Source organism: Clostridium sp., assembly GCF_047718555.1.
Classification (GTDB): Bacteria; Bacillota; Clostridia; order Clostridiales; family Clostridiaceae; genus Clostridium_I.
The window spans coordinates 36,907-52,975 of sequence record NZ_JBDNRK010000002.1 but is presented as its reverse complement, the minus strand read 5'-3'; the positions used below and the strand labels follow the sequence as shown (position 1 = coordinate 52,975).

The following is a 16,069-nucleotide window of genomic DNA, read 5'->3' as shown; positions in this document are numbered from 1 at the left end:
TTTGTCATTAAATTCATAGTATTATAATTCGTAAATTGAAGAAAATATTAGTGTAATATTACGATTAAATTTTTATTTTAGGAGGGATAAAGACTATGAGTGAAAAGCATGATTCTTCTTGTGGAAGTCAACAAGAAAAGGAAAAGAAAGCAAATAATTCTGGAACTAAACATAGTAAAAAGACAAATAAAAAAGATTGATACTTTGTAAAATGATTTAAGCGTAGAGTTATTCCCAAAATGAGCAACATACTATATATTCTTTGCTAGAGGATTAAAATGCTGTAATAGAATAGTATAGTATGGAGAATATGGTGCAGATCAAAACATCTAAAGTGGTTTTTATTTGATAATAAAAATAATTTAGAATTAGAGGGCTTATCAGGATTGAGTATGCCCTTTAATTATTATTGGTATTTTTAATAAGGTTATTTTCAAAAATCATTATATTTTCCGCTTCTATCCAGCCTTTATTGTTAAGGCTATTTTGAGATTTAAATTTTACTTCATACCATATTTTATTATCAATTTTTGCAGAATCTAATATTTCAACTTCCTTATTAGAATTCAATTTACAAAGTATACCATATTTTTTTATTGGAGCAATGTAAAGATTGGAGGAATTAGCTACAACACCACAGTTATATTTTGGAACACTATAATATATAGTAATTTTGTCAAGTATTAAAGTTTGCCTATTGACTTTATCTTTAAGGGTACTATTTTGTCTTACGAGAAGCATTATTTGTTTTTTTTGCATTGAAGTTATAGTGGCAAAATGTGAAATAAAATATCCAGAGATAGCTAGTAGTATTAAAAATAATATGATTAACAAAATAATCTCTCCTTATGGGCTTGATTATATGAAAATTTAGAATTACATATACATAGTATTATAATATTATTTAAAATGGCTTATATTCCTATTATTTCAGTTTCAGCAAGTGATAAAAAGTTATTCATGGAATTTAATTTCTTAACTTTATAAAATAGATATAGAAAGATTAATATTTAACTATAGAGATTGTTTGCCAATTTAGGTCCAAATAAAATAGACATTATCACATAGAAATAGTGTAATGTCTTGAAATTTATTTTTCACTTATAAGGAAAATCACAGATTTTTTTATACTGCTTCTGTTAATTCTTTATATCCATGGATATATTTATCCGCGCTTTCTATAATATCCTTTTTTTGACGTTCTGCATAGGAATCATGAACTCCGATTACTTTCATTCCAGCTGCCTTTGCACCCATTACAGCAGGCAATATGTCTTCAAAGACAATGCAGTTTTTAGGTGGGACCTGAAGCTTTTTGGCGGTTAATAGATATATATCTGGAAAATTTTTTCCTCTGTTTACTTCATCTGTAGTGCTTATAGTATTAAAAAGATCATATATATCATGTTTTTTTAATACTGTTTCCAAAAGCAGATTACAGTTACTTGTAGCTAAACCTAATTTTATATCAAGAGATTTTAATTTAAGCAGATATTCTCTTACAAAGGGCTTTAGTTTTACATTATGAGCGTACTCATGGTATGCTATATTATTCCATTCATCCATTATTTCCTGCAAAGAATCTGGTAAATTAAATTTATTTTTAAAATATTGAGCTGCCTCAAGAAAACTTAAATGTTCTATATCAGATCTAAGGTTTGGAGGCATTATCAAATTTCTCCTTTTCAAGTATGTTACATCAATTAAATCCCAAACCCACATGGAATCTATAAGAGTACCATCCATATCAAATATGGCAGCTTTAATGTCTTTTAGCATAATATATCACCTCTTCAAAAGTATAGCATGAAATTTTTATAATATAAAGAAAAGTTATTTGCAAGGATTGAAAATAGATGCATATTAAGAAAGAATTACATTTTTAATATGCATCTATCAAAATGTATTCACAAATTAAATTAAAAAGTATATTGACAGAGAAGTAATAGTACCCAGTAACATTCCTACGAAGACATCTGTAGGATAATGAACTCCTAGATACATTCTTGAAACCCCAACAGCTGCGGCAGTTAGTATACTAAAAAAAGCAATACTTGGTATACTTAAGGCTAGCATAACTCCAATTGAAAAAGCAGCAGTTGTATGACCTGAAGGAAAGGAATAATTATCTATTCCTATTTTACGGGTGTATAAGTTTTTTAAAGTTATATAAGGTCTTATTCTGCTTACATGAACTTTTATAAATCTGGCAATTAAAGAACTTACTATAAGTGCAGTAGCGGTTTCTATACTCAAAATTTTAGTTTTAAAATAAAAAAAGGATATAATACAAAATATGATACCAAATATGGCAGAACCAATATAAGTAATTATGGGCATTAATATATCTAGTAGTTTACATTTTATTGAGTTATTAAAAATCATTAGTATGGAGGCATCTTTTCTTTGAATACGATCTAAAAAAGCATTCATAAATCTCACCACCCTATAAAATATATTATGAATATTTAATGAATTTGTACATTTATTTTATAATATAAATGTTTAATCTTCTTTAACATTATGTTAATTTTTAGATTTAAATGACAGAAGTGCTGTAAATAAAGATTTCAGCACTTTATCATTTAGATGTTATCATATTTATACATAAAAATATATAGTTTATTTTAGAGATAATTATATGATACAATGATTTACTTGTAATAAAGTAAAATAGAATAAGTTTTTTTATTAGTGAGAGAGAATAGAGGCATGTCCTTAAATAATACATGTAAAATAAGTTAAGATTTATTTTCCTAACTTATTTTACATGTATTGATGATCTTCCATAATATGTCTAGAGTATAAATATTAGAATTCTCTTTCAAATATTTTTATTTTTTCTTCATCCATAAAATCTTCGGCGGAAGTTATATTTAGCATATTCAATATTTTTTTCATTTGGTCACTTTCTAATGAAATTTTTACATTTGAATTTTCCGCAAATTCATTAACCTTTTCTCTACCCTTTTCCTTTGGAATAAGTGCTTTTGGACCGCCAACACAACCACCAACGCAGCCCATACCTTCTATGAAATTTGCTTGGATTTCGCCCTTTTGAGCTTTTTCTAATATATCTTTACATTCCTTAACTCCATTTGCCTGTACGCTTTTAAATAAATCTTTTTTCTGAGGGAATAATCTTGCTACGGCTTCACTTACCGAAATAGAAACTCCGCCCGTACGTGCATATAGCCTTCCTTCACGGGATGCATAGTCTGTAGAAGGATCTTCTGGTAATTTTGAAGGATCTATGTTCAAGGACTCAAATATATCTTTAACTTCAGAAAAGGTTAAAACAAAATCAATATCACCTAAGATATCTTGATTTTTACTTTCAGCCTTTTTAGCTATACAAGGTCCTATGAAAACAACTTTACAATTGTTATTCAATTCTTTCATAACTCTACCAGCAGCTATCATAGGGGATACTGAAGGAGAAACATATTTCACCATGTCCTTGTAGACTCTCTTTAACATTCCAACCCACATAGGACAGCAGCAAGAAGTAATCATAAGATCATCCTTGGATTTAACATGGGCATTAAATTCGCAAGCTTCTTTTAAGGTTAACATATCTGCAAAGAAGGCTACTTCTATCATGTCTGCAAAGCCAATTTTTTTAAAGGCAGTTCTCAATTGGTCTACAGTAACATCATCTCCAAATTGCCCTGTTATAGCGGGGGCCACTGCAGCTATGACAGGATGTTTTTCTTTTAGGAGATTTGCCAGGGGTATAAATTCAACTTTGTCTAAAATAGAACCATTTGGGCAGCCTTCTACGCATAAACCACAATCAGTACAGAGATCTTTTTCAATATAGGAGGTTTTATTTTCCTTATCAATTAAAATGGCATCAAAAGGACAAGATTTTTGGCAGGAAGTCTGACCATTTTCGTCAGCGCAGTCTATTGAACAATCTCTAATTTTACTCACAATCTTATGATCAGGTTTATAGTTTTTTATAGCGGTTTTTAAATCTTTTATGTAATTGTCACTATCAGTATATTTCAATTCTACACCACAGAAAGAAGAGATAATATTAGAAAGTTCTTCTTTATTAATAGAAGGATCTGAAAGTGTTTTTTTTATGAAAACTTCAAATTCATTTTTATAATAGGCATCTACTAAAGCCTTGAACAAATCATTATATTCTGATTTCATGCTAATCAACTCCTTTTAATTGTTAGGTGAATATGGCATTACGTTGAAAAAAATAAATAAATAACTGTAAGATGGAATAATTACATATTTAAAGTGTTATTTCTTCATATGCCTAATAACTATATTTTAACCCTGCTCTTTATATTGTATACTTGTCACACCGTTTTACAAGTTGCAAAGATACCTTTCTATATATTAATTATATATTAATATATAGAAAAGTGATAGAGATAGAGTTCTATATCATTTATTAATATAAATTTCTGCTATTGAAATTTTAATAAAGAAAGTTATACAATGTAGAGTATCAATTAAAAAATGACGTAATCCAGTTTATAATTGGTTTCCACAAATGTGGATATTCTTCATTGATTAAATATCTTATTTGCTCTGATTTTATACAATTGAAATTATGATTTTCGATAACGATTGTTCTAACTCCATTTACAGTCTCTCCAATTGCAATATGTCCCTTTGTGTATCCGCCAATTGCTATATGAGATGCTATTGCACATCTTCCAAATGAAAACATGCCGATGGATAAACAATATAATAAAAAGCAGTTTACGACTATAAAGCTGTAATGGCAATTTGTTAACCAACGGTTGCAACTTATAATTTTAAATAAAATATTAGTTAAATGCGAATTTTATATATTTGAAAAACAAAATACACTTGAGGAATTTCAAGTGTATTATATATATGGACTTATATGAAGATATCAATTATTTTAGCAATTTTGGTAAATAAATGCTGTGTTTATTACGATTTTATCATATGAATAAGATTTTTTTAATAGATTGCCGCGTATAAGAATATGACTATTAAAATTGTAATATACACAATTAAAAAGTCGATTGCAAATACAATCGACTTTTTACTATAAATTATCTTTTGGTCGGGGTGACAGGGATTGAACCTGCGACCTCATGGTCCCAAACCACGCGCGCTCCCATCTGCGCCACACCCCGGCAACATGTATTATTATATACAAATGTTTCTGAAAAATCAAGAATAAATTAAAATAAAATTATTAAACTATAGGTATTTACAAATAGTAATGTGGAGTGTATTATGTAAGTATAACAGTAGTTAATTGGAGGTGATATAATGAAATTCGATGAAAATATTCCAATATATATACAAATAATGAACTATATAAAAGAAAGAATTATTACAGAAGAACTGAAAAAAGGAGAGAAGCTTCCATCTGTTAGAGAATTAGCTGAACAAATAAAAGTGAATCCTAATACAGTTCAAAGAGCTTACCAAGAGCTAGAAAGAGAAAATGTAGCTCATAGCCAAAGAGGGCTGGGAAGATATATTACAGAGGATGAAGAAAAGATAAAAGTATTAAAAAGTGAGATGGCTGATGATTTCATAAATGCTTTTATTCAAGGTATGTCAAAATTAGGGTATAAACCTGAAGAGATACTTAGTATTCTGAGTAAAAAATTAGAAGGGAAGTGCTAAATATGGAGCCAATACTTAAAGCGTCAAATCTTACGAAAGCTTATTTTAGAAAGAAAGGTTTGAATGGATTAAATTTAGAAATACCATTAGGGAGAATAGTTGGACTTTTAGGGCCAAATGGCAGTGGTAAAACTACCTTTATAAAAATTGCAGCTGGAGTCTTAAGACATAGTTCAGGAGAAATAAAAATTGATGGACAGAACCCGGGAGTATATACAAAATCAGTTGTTGCATATTTGCCTGATGTGAATTTCCTTTATAAATGGATGAAGATTAGGGATGCAGTAAAGTTTTATAAGGATATGTTTAAGGATTTTGATGAAAATAAATGCAGGGAACTTTTGAAGTTTATGACTTTAGATGAAAATGACAGGGTAACAGCACTTTCTAAGGGTATGCTGGAAAAGTTAAATCTTTCCCTTACCCTTGCCAGAAAGGCAAAGCTTTATATTTTAGATGAACCTTTAGGTGGAGTTGACCCTACTGCAAGAGAAAAGATACTCAATGCAATTCTGGATAATTACAGAGAGGATTCCTCCATGCTTGTAACAACCCATTTGGTAAATGACATTGAGAGATTATTTGATGATGTAGCTTTTATCTCAGAAGGTAAAATCATACTCCAGGGTAATGCAGAAGAACTTAGGGTTGAAAAAAGTAAATCTATAGATGAATTGTACAGGGAGGTATTTCAATAATGTTGAAGCTTATTAAATATGAACTTATAGGAAAATATAAGGCCTTTGGAATACTGGTGGCAATTGCCGTAATTTTAAATTTAGCCCTTATGAGCAGATTAGAAGTTTGGCCTAATGCAGCAATAGTATTTTTATCTTTTTTTATACTAGGATTAGCAGGAGTAGTTTTGCTTATATGGTGTATAAATCTATTTAGTCAGGATTTATATGATGATAAAGGGTACTTAACTTATACTTTACCTCAAAAGGGGTATTCTATTTTAGGGTCTAAACTTATAGTTTCCTTAATTTTTTATATAATAATTTACATTATAACAGGGTTATTTATAGTTTATTTTATAGGACGTGAAGTAAATATTCAAATGGAATTAGACTCTTTGGGAATAGGATTAAGTATAACAAAATTATTTATAATAGCGTTAATATCTATGTGTATACAGGCTGTTACTTTGCTTATGGGTATATATTTTGCGATATCTTTAACAAGAATGGCAATAACAAAAAAAAGAGGAGGAAAATTTGCAGCATTTATAGTTTTTATAATAATATCGATTATTAATGGACTTATAACTGATGGACTTCAACATTTGTTTCCACAAAAAATATCTTTTAATGTAATTAATGGATTTAAAGTAAATATAAGCAGTGCTGGTAGTGATTTACTTTTTAATAGTGGCATTATAGCATTTAATATATCTGCAATTATATTCGGTATTGTAATATTTTGGGTATGGTTTTTCTTAACATCATATATAATTGAAAATAAAGTAGATCTATAAATATTTATTAAATTATTAATAAGACTAAAGGGTAAATAAAAAATAGGATTTAGTGCTGGAAAGATAATTACTGCTAAATCCTATTTTTGTTGTGATAGCTTTATAAAAAATTTATTCTATCAATGTGAAGACTTATGCCTTTTATCCCCAGCACCCCTTGTAGGTACCACAGACACTATGAAGCCTATAAGTATAGAGACCAGTGCCGGTGCAATGATATTAATATATACTACATATCTGGTTCTATAAACAATTAGAGCAGTTATACCAGTAATTAATATTGAAGCTACAAATATATAAATAACAAATTTTGCAAAAGAGCTCATGAATTTTTCATAAAATCTATGACGAGTAGGTCCACTAATAATACTTCTAAATAAAAAATATGATATAAGTATTAGGACTAAATCCATGCCTGCTGAAATAATAAAATTTCTCATGTTAATCACTCCCATGATAAAAATAGACTTTTTACATTCTATTATATTTTGCCTAATTTATAGGATTTTACACATAAAATTATAAAAAAATAAGGAGTAAATTTGGGAACGGCCTCATTCAATTATTCAAAAATAGATTTTAATAATTATTTTTAATAGTAAAATAGCTAAAGGGATGTATCACAATGCATATATACATTGTGATACATCCCTTTTTTAATTCATCTTCAAGTATCAGAATATTTGTTTTGCCATTCATTTCTACATAATTAATTAGTTTCATTAAGAAATTTATATTGTGACATAAATAAGTCATAATATAATCCTTTCAATTTCATTAATTCCCTATGAGTTCCAGCTTCAGCTATATTGCCATTATCTATAACCATAATTTTATCAGCATTTCTAATAGTAGAAAGTCTATGAGCTATTACAAAAGAAGTCCTGCCAATTAGCAATTTCTGTATTCCCTCTTGCACAAGCTTCTCTGTATAAGTATCTATATTAGAGGTAGCCTCATCAAGAATTAATATTCTTGGATTTGCAAGAAGTGCTCTTGCAAAGGATATAAGCTGCCTTTGCCCAACTGAAAGTCTAGAACCTCTTTCATTAACTTCCGTATCGTAGCCTTTTTCAAGATTGATGATAAAACCATGAGCATTAGCTGATTTTGCAGCAGCTATAACTTCTTCATCAGTGGCATCAAGTTTTCCATATCTTATATTTTCTCTTATAGTAGAGGAAAATAGGAAAGTGTCTTGAAGCATTATTCCCATTTGAGATCTTAAAGATTCTATAGTAAAATTTTTGACACTTTTACCGTCAATTAGTACATCACCTTTGGTAGCATCATAAAATCTGCTTATAAGGTTTACTATTGTAGTTTTACCAGAACCAGTAGGTCCAACTAAGGCTACAGTTTCTCCAGGAATTATTTTGAAATTAAGATTGTTTAAAATAGTGGTGTCATTATTATAGGAAAAAGTTAAATTTTTAAATTCCACAGTACCTTTTATTTTAGGCATAATATCATTTTTAATATCGATTATATCTGGTTTAATATCAAGAATTTCAAATATTCTTTCACCAGCAGCAAAGTTTGTGATAAGAGTATTATAAAAATTGCTTATATTTATAATAGGTCTCCAAAACATACTTATATAAGAAATAAAAGCAACCATGGTTCCGATAGTTATACTGCCTGATTTTATAAGAGAAATTCCATATCCAAAAACCAGTACAGTACCTATGCCAGAGGATAGAGTAACTATTGGCCAAAAGGAGTCATTTAATCTTACTGCTTTTACAAAAGAATTCATCATATCTTTTGTAAACAATAAAAAATTTCTTGATGTTTTTTCTTCTTCAGCAAAGCCTTTTATTACTCGTATGCCGGAAAAATCTTCATGGGTATAGGCATTCAAATTTGATCTTTTTCTCCTATAATTTTGCCATCTGCTTCTGGCAATTGTCTCTACGGAAAAAAGAGCAATTGACAGGAAGGGAAGAACGACTATAGAAACTAAAGCTAGCTTAAAGTTCATATAAAACATTATAAAAGTTACGCATATAAGTGTTAATATTTCAGGTATAAAGCTTGTTAAGCTGGTGGAGAATAACTCTTGGAGAGAGTTTACATCACCTATTACCCTAGCTAAAACTTTTCCTACGGGTCTATTATCAAAAAAGGAAAAGGAAAGTTTCTGAATGTGTTCATAAAGCTGTTGTCTTATCTTCAGTAAAACTTTATTTGTAACCCTAGACATCATTCGAATACTTGTTTTTGAAGCAAGCATTGATAAAAAATTCAGCAGGAACATGATAATAGCTATAAAAATAAGACCCTGTAGATTTTTTACTGAAATATATTTATCAATAGCTATTTTCATTAAATAGGGATTTAAAAGACCGCATATCATTACGTAAATCAGGAGTATTAATATAAAGAATACCTTTAATTTGTAGGGCTTTAAGTAACTGAATAATCTAATTATTAAATCTTTATTGGAGATATCATTTATATCTTCATCTTGCCTTATTGAATTCTTAGCCATTATATCACCTCATTTTCATCATCTTCTAAAGATTTAAATTGTTCATAATAAATTTCGTAATAACGTCCCTTTTTGTCAATTAATTCTTTATGAGTTCCAGTTTCTACTATTTCACCATTTTCCAAAAATACAATAATGTCTGCGTTCTTTACAGCTGATATTCTATGGGCAATTATAAAAGTAGTTATTTTTTCTTGTCTGTTATAAAGATTTTTCAGTAGATTATATTCTGTATCCATGTCTAAAGCTGAGGTAGAATCATCTAAAATTAGTATTTTTGAATTTTTAACCAGTGCTCTGGCTATGGAAAGTCTTTGCTTTTGACCGCCAGAAAGACCTATTCCCCTTTCGCCAATAATAGTGTTAAAGCCTTCTTCAAGTTTATTTATAAAATTTAGAGCACAGGAATCACTGCAAGCTTTTTCAATTTCAGCTTTAGAAGCATTTATATTACTGAATTTTATATTATTTTCGATAGTATCAGAGAAAAGAAAGGTGTCCTGTGGAACTATGGACATCTGCCTTCTTAAAAGTTCCATATTTAAATCTCTAACATCTACTCCATCTACCGAAACACTTCCAGCAGCAACATCATAATATCTTCCTATTAGATTTATCAAAGAGGATTTGCCAGCACCAGTAGTACCCATTATTGCCACTGTGCTTTTGGCTGGTATTTTTAAATTAATATTTTTTAAAACAGTTTCACTATTATATTTAAAGGTTACGTTTTTGAATTCTATTTCTCCTTTAATATTATTAAGAGAGATTGAATTTTTAGGACTTACTATTTCTGGTTTTATGTTAAATATTTTATCTATTTTTTTTGCTGAAGCTGAGCCTTGGGAAACTACATTTGTAAAGGTACCAATCATTCTTATTGGCCATATTAACATCCAAACATAGGAATTAAAGGCTACTAAAGTACCTATGCTCATATTGTTTTTTATAACTAATATACCGCCAACGCATACAACTAGTAGTGTTGATATATTCCCCAAGAAATCTTGTAGTGGATTATACTTACTCCATATATAATTTAATCCTACATTTAGATTAAAATTAATAGTATTTAATTTTAAAAACTTTAATATTTCATGCTTTTCTCTGGCAAAAGCCTTTACCAGTCTTACTCCAGCAATATTTTCTTGAGCTGTAGTATTTAATACAACTATTTGGTCACTTATCTTGTCAAATTGAGAGTCCGTTTCTTTTTTTAATTTAGCAGTTATATAGATTAATATAGGCATAGTAGCCAGGCAGGTAATTGCAAGTATCCAATTTAACTTAAAAAGTATTATGGAAGCAATAATAAAATATAACATATTTTCTATTATTAAATTTATTCCAAAGCCTAAAGATTTCCATACATTTTCTATGTCTTCTCCTATTCTTGACATTAGTTCTCCTGTATTCATATTGTCAAAATAGCTAAAGGAAAGGTTTTGAATGTGATCGAATAAGTCTTTTTTTATATCTGTGGTTACTTTAGTAGACATATAATCAAAACAATATTCTTTTACATACCCAAGAATAGCTCTTAATGTAGATATAAGACCTATATAAATAAGAAGTTTAGTTAGTAGTTCATATCTTTTTAATATTATTACCTTATCTATCATTATCTGTACTAAATATGGATTTAACATATCAAGTCCAATACCTAAAAGCATTGCTATTGATGGTATTAGTATAAGAAGACGATATTTAGGTAAATATTTCAGTATTTTTTTCAATTAATGAAGCCCCCTTTATGTAGTTATTATTTAGAAATCTGTTCATAAAAAATAAAAAAGCCCATGATTTACCATGAACTTTTGCATAATTTAATACAAATTAAAAAATAAAAAGTCATGGGTATTAGCCCATGACCATTAAAAACAAACTTTAAGTTAATTATAAAGTACATCTTTTAAGGTAGGACTAAATTTTAAATTTTTATAAAAAGTTATTGTATTGCTAAATAAAATTCCGTATCTCATTTTCCTACCTCCTTAAATTAACATTATGTTTCTATCATAAATTATTAAAAAATATTTGTCAATAAAAGTTTCTAATTTCTTCTAATTTTTTAAATACATTTCTCCAACTTCAAATATATTTCCAGCACCTACAGTTAAAAGTAGGTCTCCTTCTTTTAAGTTATTGTTAAGATAGGTAACTATCTCTTGGAAACTGTGTATATTTTCACATTTTACATTATTTTTTCTTATAGAATTTGCAAGTGTATTTGAGCTGACAACACCTGTATCTTTTTCTCTAGCGGCATAAATATCTGCTAATATAAGCTCATCTGTATCAGTAAAAGCTTTACTAAACTCATCAAAAAGAGAAAGTGTTCTTGAATAAGTGTGAGGCTGAAAAATACAAAGTATTCTTTTGTGAGGATAATTTTTAGCAGCTGATAAAGTAGCTTTTATTTCTGTTGGATGATGTGCATAATCATCTATTACTGTTACACCGTTTTTTTCACCTTTATATTCAAATCTTCTATGGGTTCCACCAAAGCTTGAGAGTCCATTTAATATAGAAGATTTATTTATATTAAGTATTAGAGCACAGCTGATTGAAGCTAAAGCATTCAGTATATTATGTTTTCCAGGAACATTAAGCTTTATATTAAATAAGAAATCATTAGCATTATAAACATCAAAGGAAGCACAGCCCTTTGTATCAAAGGATATATTTTTGGCAGTTATAGTACCGTTATCTATACCGAAGGTTACAACATTGCAGTTAGTTTTTGAGGCAATTGCAGAGGTTCTTGTATCATCTGCATTAGCAATCAGATATCCATCCTTTGGAATGAGGTTAGTGAATTTTTCAAAGGTATTCTGAATATCATCTATGTCCTTATAATAATCCAAATGATCTGCATCCACGTTAAGAATTATACCTATATAAGGGTAAAACTTTAAAAATGAAGCTTTATATTCACAGGCTTCAGTAATAAAATATTCACTTTTTCCAGTTCTCACATTGCCGTCAATAATATCAAGCTCGCCGCCAACAAGAATAGTGGGGTCTAAATTTTCTTCTAAAGTTATATGAGAAATCATGGAGGTAGTTGTAGTTTTACCATGGGTTCCAGATATAGCCACATTATATTTGTGACCTTTCATTATTAATCCTAAAAACTCTGCTCTTGTCAGCAGCGGAAGGTTTAACAGCTTAGCTTCTGCCAGTTCTGGATTTGTGTCAGGGATAGCAGCGGTATATATTACTAAGTCTACATTCTTAAGATTATTCTTATCATGCCCTATATATATTTCTGCTCCAAGCTCTGATAATTTTTTTGTGAGAGGAGATGCTTTCATATCTGAACCTGATACAGTGTATCCTCTCTTAAGTAGAATTTGAGCAAGTCCGCTCATGCTAATACCGCCTATACCTATAAAATGAACCTTTTTCTTAAAATCCATATTTAAATTAAAATTCATGAAACCAACTCCTTAAAATATTAACTAATTAATTTGTATATATCAGAGAAGTTTTACTCCTAACGAATTTTGAAAATAGTTATAATTAAAAATTCCCCTTCTTAAATTATATACAAATATAGAAAAAAGCAATACATAAAATAATCAATAACATAGAAAAACGGGAATATTTCTATTGATAAAGGCTATAATATAGCATAAAATATGAATAATAAGAAAATTATTTCATAAATAATTCGTAATTTTAATGTAAACAGGTGATGGGATGGAAAAATTTAGTAGGAATCAGAGGATAGCAGCTATAACTAAAATATTAGTTGAAAAGCCTAATAAAGTTATAAATTTAAATAATTTTACTGAGATATTTAATGCAGCTAAATCAACAATAAGTGAAGATATAGTTATTATAAGGGATATATTAAATAAACTTAAGATTGGAAATATTGAAACAATTTCGGGCGCTTCTGGTGGAATTAAATATGCCTGTAACGTTTCGGAAGCAGAGAAAGAGAAATTTGCCAATGAATTATGTATTATTCTAAAAGAAAAGAATAGAATAATACCAGGAAACTTTATTTATATGACCGATATAATGTATAATCCTGAAATGGTGCATAAGGCTGCAACTATTCTGTCATTAAATTTCAATAAATTGTCAATAGATTATGTAGTTACGGTAGAAACAAAGGGAATACCTCTTGCTTATGAGGTGGCCAAATTATTGGGAGTACAACTTATTATAGTAAGAAGAGACAGTAAGGTTACGGAGGGGCCTACTGTAAGTATAAATTATTTAAGTGGATCAAGTAAAAGGATACAGAATATGTCTTTATCTAAAAGATCAATGAAAAGAGGAAGTAAATGTATTTTTATTGATGACTTTATGAAGGCTGGAGGAACTGCATTAGGAATTATTGATCTATTAAAGGAATTTGATAGTGAAGTTTTAGGAATTGGTATATTAGTGGACAATGTGGAAAATAAAAGAAAACTTGTGGATAATTACATATCAATTTTAAAATTTAACGGTGTTTCTGAGGATGGAACGGCAGTTCTGATTCCATCGGAGAATAAAAAATAATAAAATTTTCATAAAAATTATAAATTTTTTGAAAAATAAGAAGGAAAAATATAAAATATAGAGAATATAAGACTTATAAAGCATCTTGGAGGTGGAGTTGAATAATGCAGATTACAGATGTAAGAATCAGGAAAATAACTACAGAGGGAAAAATGAAAGCCATAGTTTCAGTTACATTCGATAATGAATTTGTTGTTCATGATATAAAGGTTATCGAAGGTCAGAATGGTCTTTTTATTGCTATGCCTAGTAGAAAAACTCCAGATGGAGAATTTAAGGACATAGCACATCCTATAAACACTACAACAAGAGAAAAAATACAAACGGCAATTTTGGATGAATACGAAAAAGTAAAAAATGAAGAAGAAACAAAAACAGAAAGTGAAGAATAAAATAAAAAGGAGGTAATACTCCTTTTTATTTTCTGTGAATTCAACTGGATGGCTTTTCAAGAAACTTGAAAAAATGTCCTATTATCTTGAAAATACTTTAATAATAAAATATAATGATAAAGGTTAATTGTCGTAAAATGTACAAAAAGAGGTGTAAACATGGATAAGTGTGTTTTGATTTTGGCAGGTGGCAAAGGCAAAAGGATGAAATCGGATTTACCTAAAGTACTGCATAAAGTCTGTGGTAAGGAAATGTTAAATCACGTAATTGATGTGATGAGAAAGTCAGATTTTGAATCTATCAATATTATAATAGGAAAAGGAGCTGACCAAGTAAAGATAGCTACAAGAGATAAAAATGTAACTTATTCTTTTCAGAGTGAACAATTAGGTACAGGACATGCTGTTATGTGCGCTAAAGAATTTTTGAAAGATAAGGATGGAATTGTGGCAATCTTTGCAGGGGATGCTCCTTTAATATCGGGAGACACTGTTAAAAAATTCATTAAATTCCATGAACAAGGTGGATATAAAGCTACTCTGCTAACTTCAATATTAGAACACCCTGATGGCTATGGCAGAATTATAAGGAACTCTCAAGATGACGTAGAGAAAATAGTTGAGCATAAGGATTGCAGTCCTGACGAGCTGAAAGTTAAAGAAATCAATGCAGCGATGTATTGTTTTGACATAAAAATTCTTTTAAATGGATTAGAAAAAATTAATAATGATAATGCTCAAAAAGAATACTACTTAACGGACATGATTGAGATATTAAGAAAAGCTGGAGAAAAAATTGGTGCAATGCCTATTGATTTTGAGGAAACTCTAGGGGTTAATTCAAGAGTTCAATTGTCTGAAGTTGAGAGAATAATGAGAGATAGAATTAATAAAAAACATATGGAAAATGGAGTTACTATTATTGATTCTAATTGTACATATATTGGTGAAGATGTACAGATAGAAAAGGATACAATAGTATATCCTGGGAATGTAATTGAAGGTAATTCCATAATAAAAGAGGGATGCATTCTTTATCCTAATTCTCGAATCGTAAATAGTATTATCAGTGAAAATGTAACTATACAGAGTTCTGTAATTTTAGAGAGTAAAATAGGCAGTAATACTACAGTAGGACCTTTTGCATATATAAGACCAGAGACTAGCATCGGAAGTCATGCTAGAATAGGTGATTTTGTTGAAATTAAGAAATCCAAAATAGGCGACAACACTAAAGTATCACATTTAACATACATAGGTGATGCAGAAGTTGGAAATGACTGTAATTTTGGTTGCGGAACAGTAGTGGTAAATTATGATGGAAAAGAAAAACATAAGACCATAATTGGTAATAATTCATTTATAGGGTGCAATACCAATTTAGTATCACCAGTAGAAGTTGAAGACAATACATATATTGCAGCGGGATCAACAATAACTGAAAAAGTTCCAGAAGGATCATTAGCAATAGCTAGGGCAAGACAGGTTAATAAAAAAGACTGGGTATCAAAAAAGAATTTAAAGAAATAAACTTTAGGAGGATTATTT

At 29.2% G+C, this 16,069-nt stretch carries 14 protein-coding genes and 1 tRNA gene; 6 read left to right on the top strand and 9 right to left on the bottom strand.

Annotation, left to right across the window (positions count from 1 at the left end):
- Positions 1-399: 399 nt before the first annotated feature.
- The 5 genes from ABF633_RS01000 to ABF633_RS00980 all read right to left on the bottom strand — a co-directional run bounded on the left by ABF633_RS01000 (position 400) and on the right by ABF633_RS00980 (position 5,135).
- Complete coding sequence (locus ABF633_RS01000; protein ID WP_415521125.1) at positions 400-834, bottom strand: hypothetical protein; 435 nt, start codon at positions 832-834, stop codon at positions 400-402.
- Between the two features lie 291 nt (positions 835-1,125).
- Positions 1,126-1,779 carry an HAD family hydrolase gene (locus ABF633_RS00995; protein ID WP_415521123.1) on the bottom strand — a complete coding sequence of 218 codons (654 nt, stop codon included), beginning with the start codon at positions 1,777-1,779 and terminating at the stop codon, positions 1,126-1,128.
- Positions 1,780-1,914: 135 nt separating this feature from the next.
- Positions 1,915-2,433, bottom strand: coding sequence for a phosphatase PAP2 family protein (locus ABF633_RS00990; protein ID WP_015617567.1), 519 nt, complete (start codon positions 2,431-2,433; stop codon positions 1,915-1,917).
- A gap of 378 nt (positions 2,434-2,811) precedes the next feature.
- Entirely contained in the window at positions 2,812-4,164 is a 1,353-nt protein-coding gene (locus ABF633_RS00985; RefSeq protein ID WP_415521120.1) for a [Fe-Fe] hydrogenase large subunit C-terminal domain-containing protein, read from the bottom strand.
- A gap of 895 nt (positions 4,165-5,059) precedes the next feature.
- A tRNA-Pro gene (locus tag ABF633_RS00980) sits at positions 5,060-5,135 on the bottom strand.
- Between the two features lie 139 nt (positions 5,136-5,274).
- Between ABF633_RS00980 and ABF633_RS00975 the strand changes: the two genes are divergently transcribed.
- Genes ABF633_RS00975 through ABF633_RS00965 form a run of 3 tightly spaced genes read left to right on the top strand, consistent with a single transcriptional unit; the run spans position 5,275 to position 7,114 of the window.
- Positions 5,275-5,637, top strand: a complete 363-nt coding sequence (locus ABF633_RS00975; RefSeq protein ID WP_415521119.1) for a GntR family transcriptional regulator — start codon at positions 5,275-5,277, stop codon at positions 5,635-5,637.
- A 2-nt stretch (positions 5,638-5,639) separates the two neighbouring features.
- Complete coding sequence (locus ABF633_RS00970) at positions 5,640-6,335, top strand: ABC transporter ATP-binding protein (RefSeq protein ID WP_415521117.1); 696 nt, start codon at positions 5,640-5,642, stop codon at positions 6,333-6,335.
- Positions 6,335-7,114, top strand: coding sequence for a hypothetical protein (locus ABF633_RS00965; protein ID WP_415521115.1), 780 nt, complete (start codon positions 6,335-6,337; stop codon positions 7,112-7,114). The genes ABF633_RS00970 and ABF633_RS00965 overlap by 1 nt, the downstream gene beginning before the upstream one ends.
- 119 nt (positions 7,115-7,233) lie before the next feature.
- Here the strand turns inward: ABF633_RS00965 and ABF633_RS00960 are convergent, their stop codons facing one another.
- The 4 genes from ABF633_RS00960 to murC all read right to left on the bottom strand — a co-directional run bounded on the left by ABF633_RS00960 (position 7,234) and on the right by murC (position 13,048).
- On the bottom strand, positions 7,234-7,554 hold the full coding sequence (locus tag ABF633_RS00960; protein ID WP_415521113.1) for a hypothetical protein: 321 nt from the start codon (positions 7,552-7,554) through the stop codon (positions 7,234-7,236).
- A gap of 269 nt (positions 7,555-7,823) precedes the next feature.
- Positions 7,824-9,608 (bottom strand): ABC transporter ATP-binding protein, encoded by a 1,785-nt coding sequence (locus ABF633_RS00955; protein WP_415521111.1) that lies wholly within the window; start codon positions 9,606-9,608, stop codon positions 7,824-7,826.
- Positions 9,608-11,344 carry an ABC transporter ATP-binding protein gene (locus ABF633_RS00950; protein WP_415521109.1) on the bottom strand — a complete coding sequence of 579 codons (1,737 nt, stop codon included), beginning with the start codon at positions 11,342-11,344 and terminating at the stop codon, positions 9,608-9,610. The genes ABF633_RS00955 and ABF633_RS00950 overlap by 1 nt, the downstream gene beginning before the upstream one ends.
- A gap of 327 nt (positions 11,345-11,671) precedes the next feature.
- Entirely contained in the window at positions 11,672-13,048 is a 1,377-nt protein-coding gene (murC, locus tag ABF633_RS00945) for a UDP-N-acetylmuramate--L-alanine ligase (protein WP_415521107.1), read from the bottom strand.
- 265 nt (positions 13,049-13,313) lie between these two features.
- On the opposite strand from murC, the gene purR reads away from it, so the two are divergent.
- The 3 genes from purR to glmU all read left to right on the top strand — a co-directional run bounded on the left by purR (position 13,314) and on the right by glmU (position 16,051).
- A complete protein-coding gene (gene purR, locus ABF633_RS00940) occupies positions 13,314-14,129 on the top strand; it encodes a pur operon repressor (RefSeq protein WP_415521106.1) in 816 nt (271 codons plus the stop codon).
- A gap of 104 nt (positions 14,130-14,233) precedes the next feature.
- A complete protein-coding gene (gene spoVG, locus ABF633_RS00935; protein ID WP_415521104.1) occupies positions 14,234-14,521 on the top strand; it encodes a septation regulator SpoVG in 288 nt (95 codons plus the stop codon).
- 159 nt (positions 14,522-14,680) lie between these two features.
- On the top strand, positions 14,681-16,051 hold the full coding sequence (gene glmU / locus ABF633_RS00930) for a bifunctional UDP-N-acetylglucosamine diphosphorylase/glucosamine-1-phosphate N-acetyltransferase GlmU (protein WP_415521102.1): 1,371 nt from the start codon (positions 14,681-14,683) through the stop codon (positions 16,049-16,051).
- The last annotated feature ends 18 nt before the right edge of the window (positions 16,052-16,069 follow it).

Excerpts from the sequence above, each read along its gene's own strand:
- ABF633_RS00970 (WP_415521117.1), top strand. The coding sequence starts at position 5,640 with ATGGAGCCAATACTTAAAGCGTCAAATCTTACGAAAGCTTATTTTAGA.
- glmU (WP_415521102.1), top strand. The coding sequence starts at position 14,681 with ATGGATAAGTGTGTTTTGATTTTGGCAGGTGGCAAAGGCAAAAGGATG.
- ABF633_RS00990 (WP_015617567.1), bottom strand. The coding sequence starts at position 2,433 with ATGAATGCTTTTTTAGATCGTATTCAAAGAAAAGATGCCTCCATACTA.
- ABF633_RS00985 (WP_415521120.1), bottom strand. The coding sequence starts at position 4,164 with ATGAAATCAGAATATAATGATTTGTTCAAGGCTTTAGTAGATGCCTAT.
- ABF633_RS00965 (WP_415521115.1), top strand. The coding sequence starts at position 6,335 with ATGTTGAAGCTTATTAAATATGAACTTATAGGAAAATATAAGGCCTTT.
- ABF633_RS00960 (WP_415521113.1), bottom strand. The coding sequence starts at position 7,554 with ATGAGAAATTTTATTATTTCAGCAGGCATGGATTTAGTCCTAATACTT.
- ABF633_RS00995 (WP_415521123.1), bottom strand. The coding sequence starts at position 1,779 with ATGCTAAAAGACATTAAAGCTGCCATATTTGATATGGATGGTACTCTT.
- murC (WP_415521107.1), bottom strand. The coding sequence starts at position 13,048 with ATGAATTTTAATTTAAATATGGATTTTAAGAAAAAGGTTCATTTTATA.
- ABF633_RS00975 (WP_415521119.1), top strand. The coding sequence starts at position 5,275 with ATGAAATTCGATGAAAATATTCCAATATATATACAAATAATGAACTAT.
- ABF633_RS00955 (WP_415521111.1), bottom strand. The coding sequence starts at position 9,608 with ATGGCTAAGAATTCAATAAGGCAAGATGAAGATATAAATGATATCTCC.
- purR (WP_415521106.1), top strand. The coding sequence starts at position 13,314 with ATGGAAAAATTTAGTAGGAATCAGAGGATAGCAGCTATAACTAAAATA.
- spoVG (WP_415521104.1), top strand. The coding sequence starts at position 14,234 with ATGCAGATTACAGATGTAAGAATCAGGAAAATAACTACAGAGGGAAAA.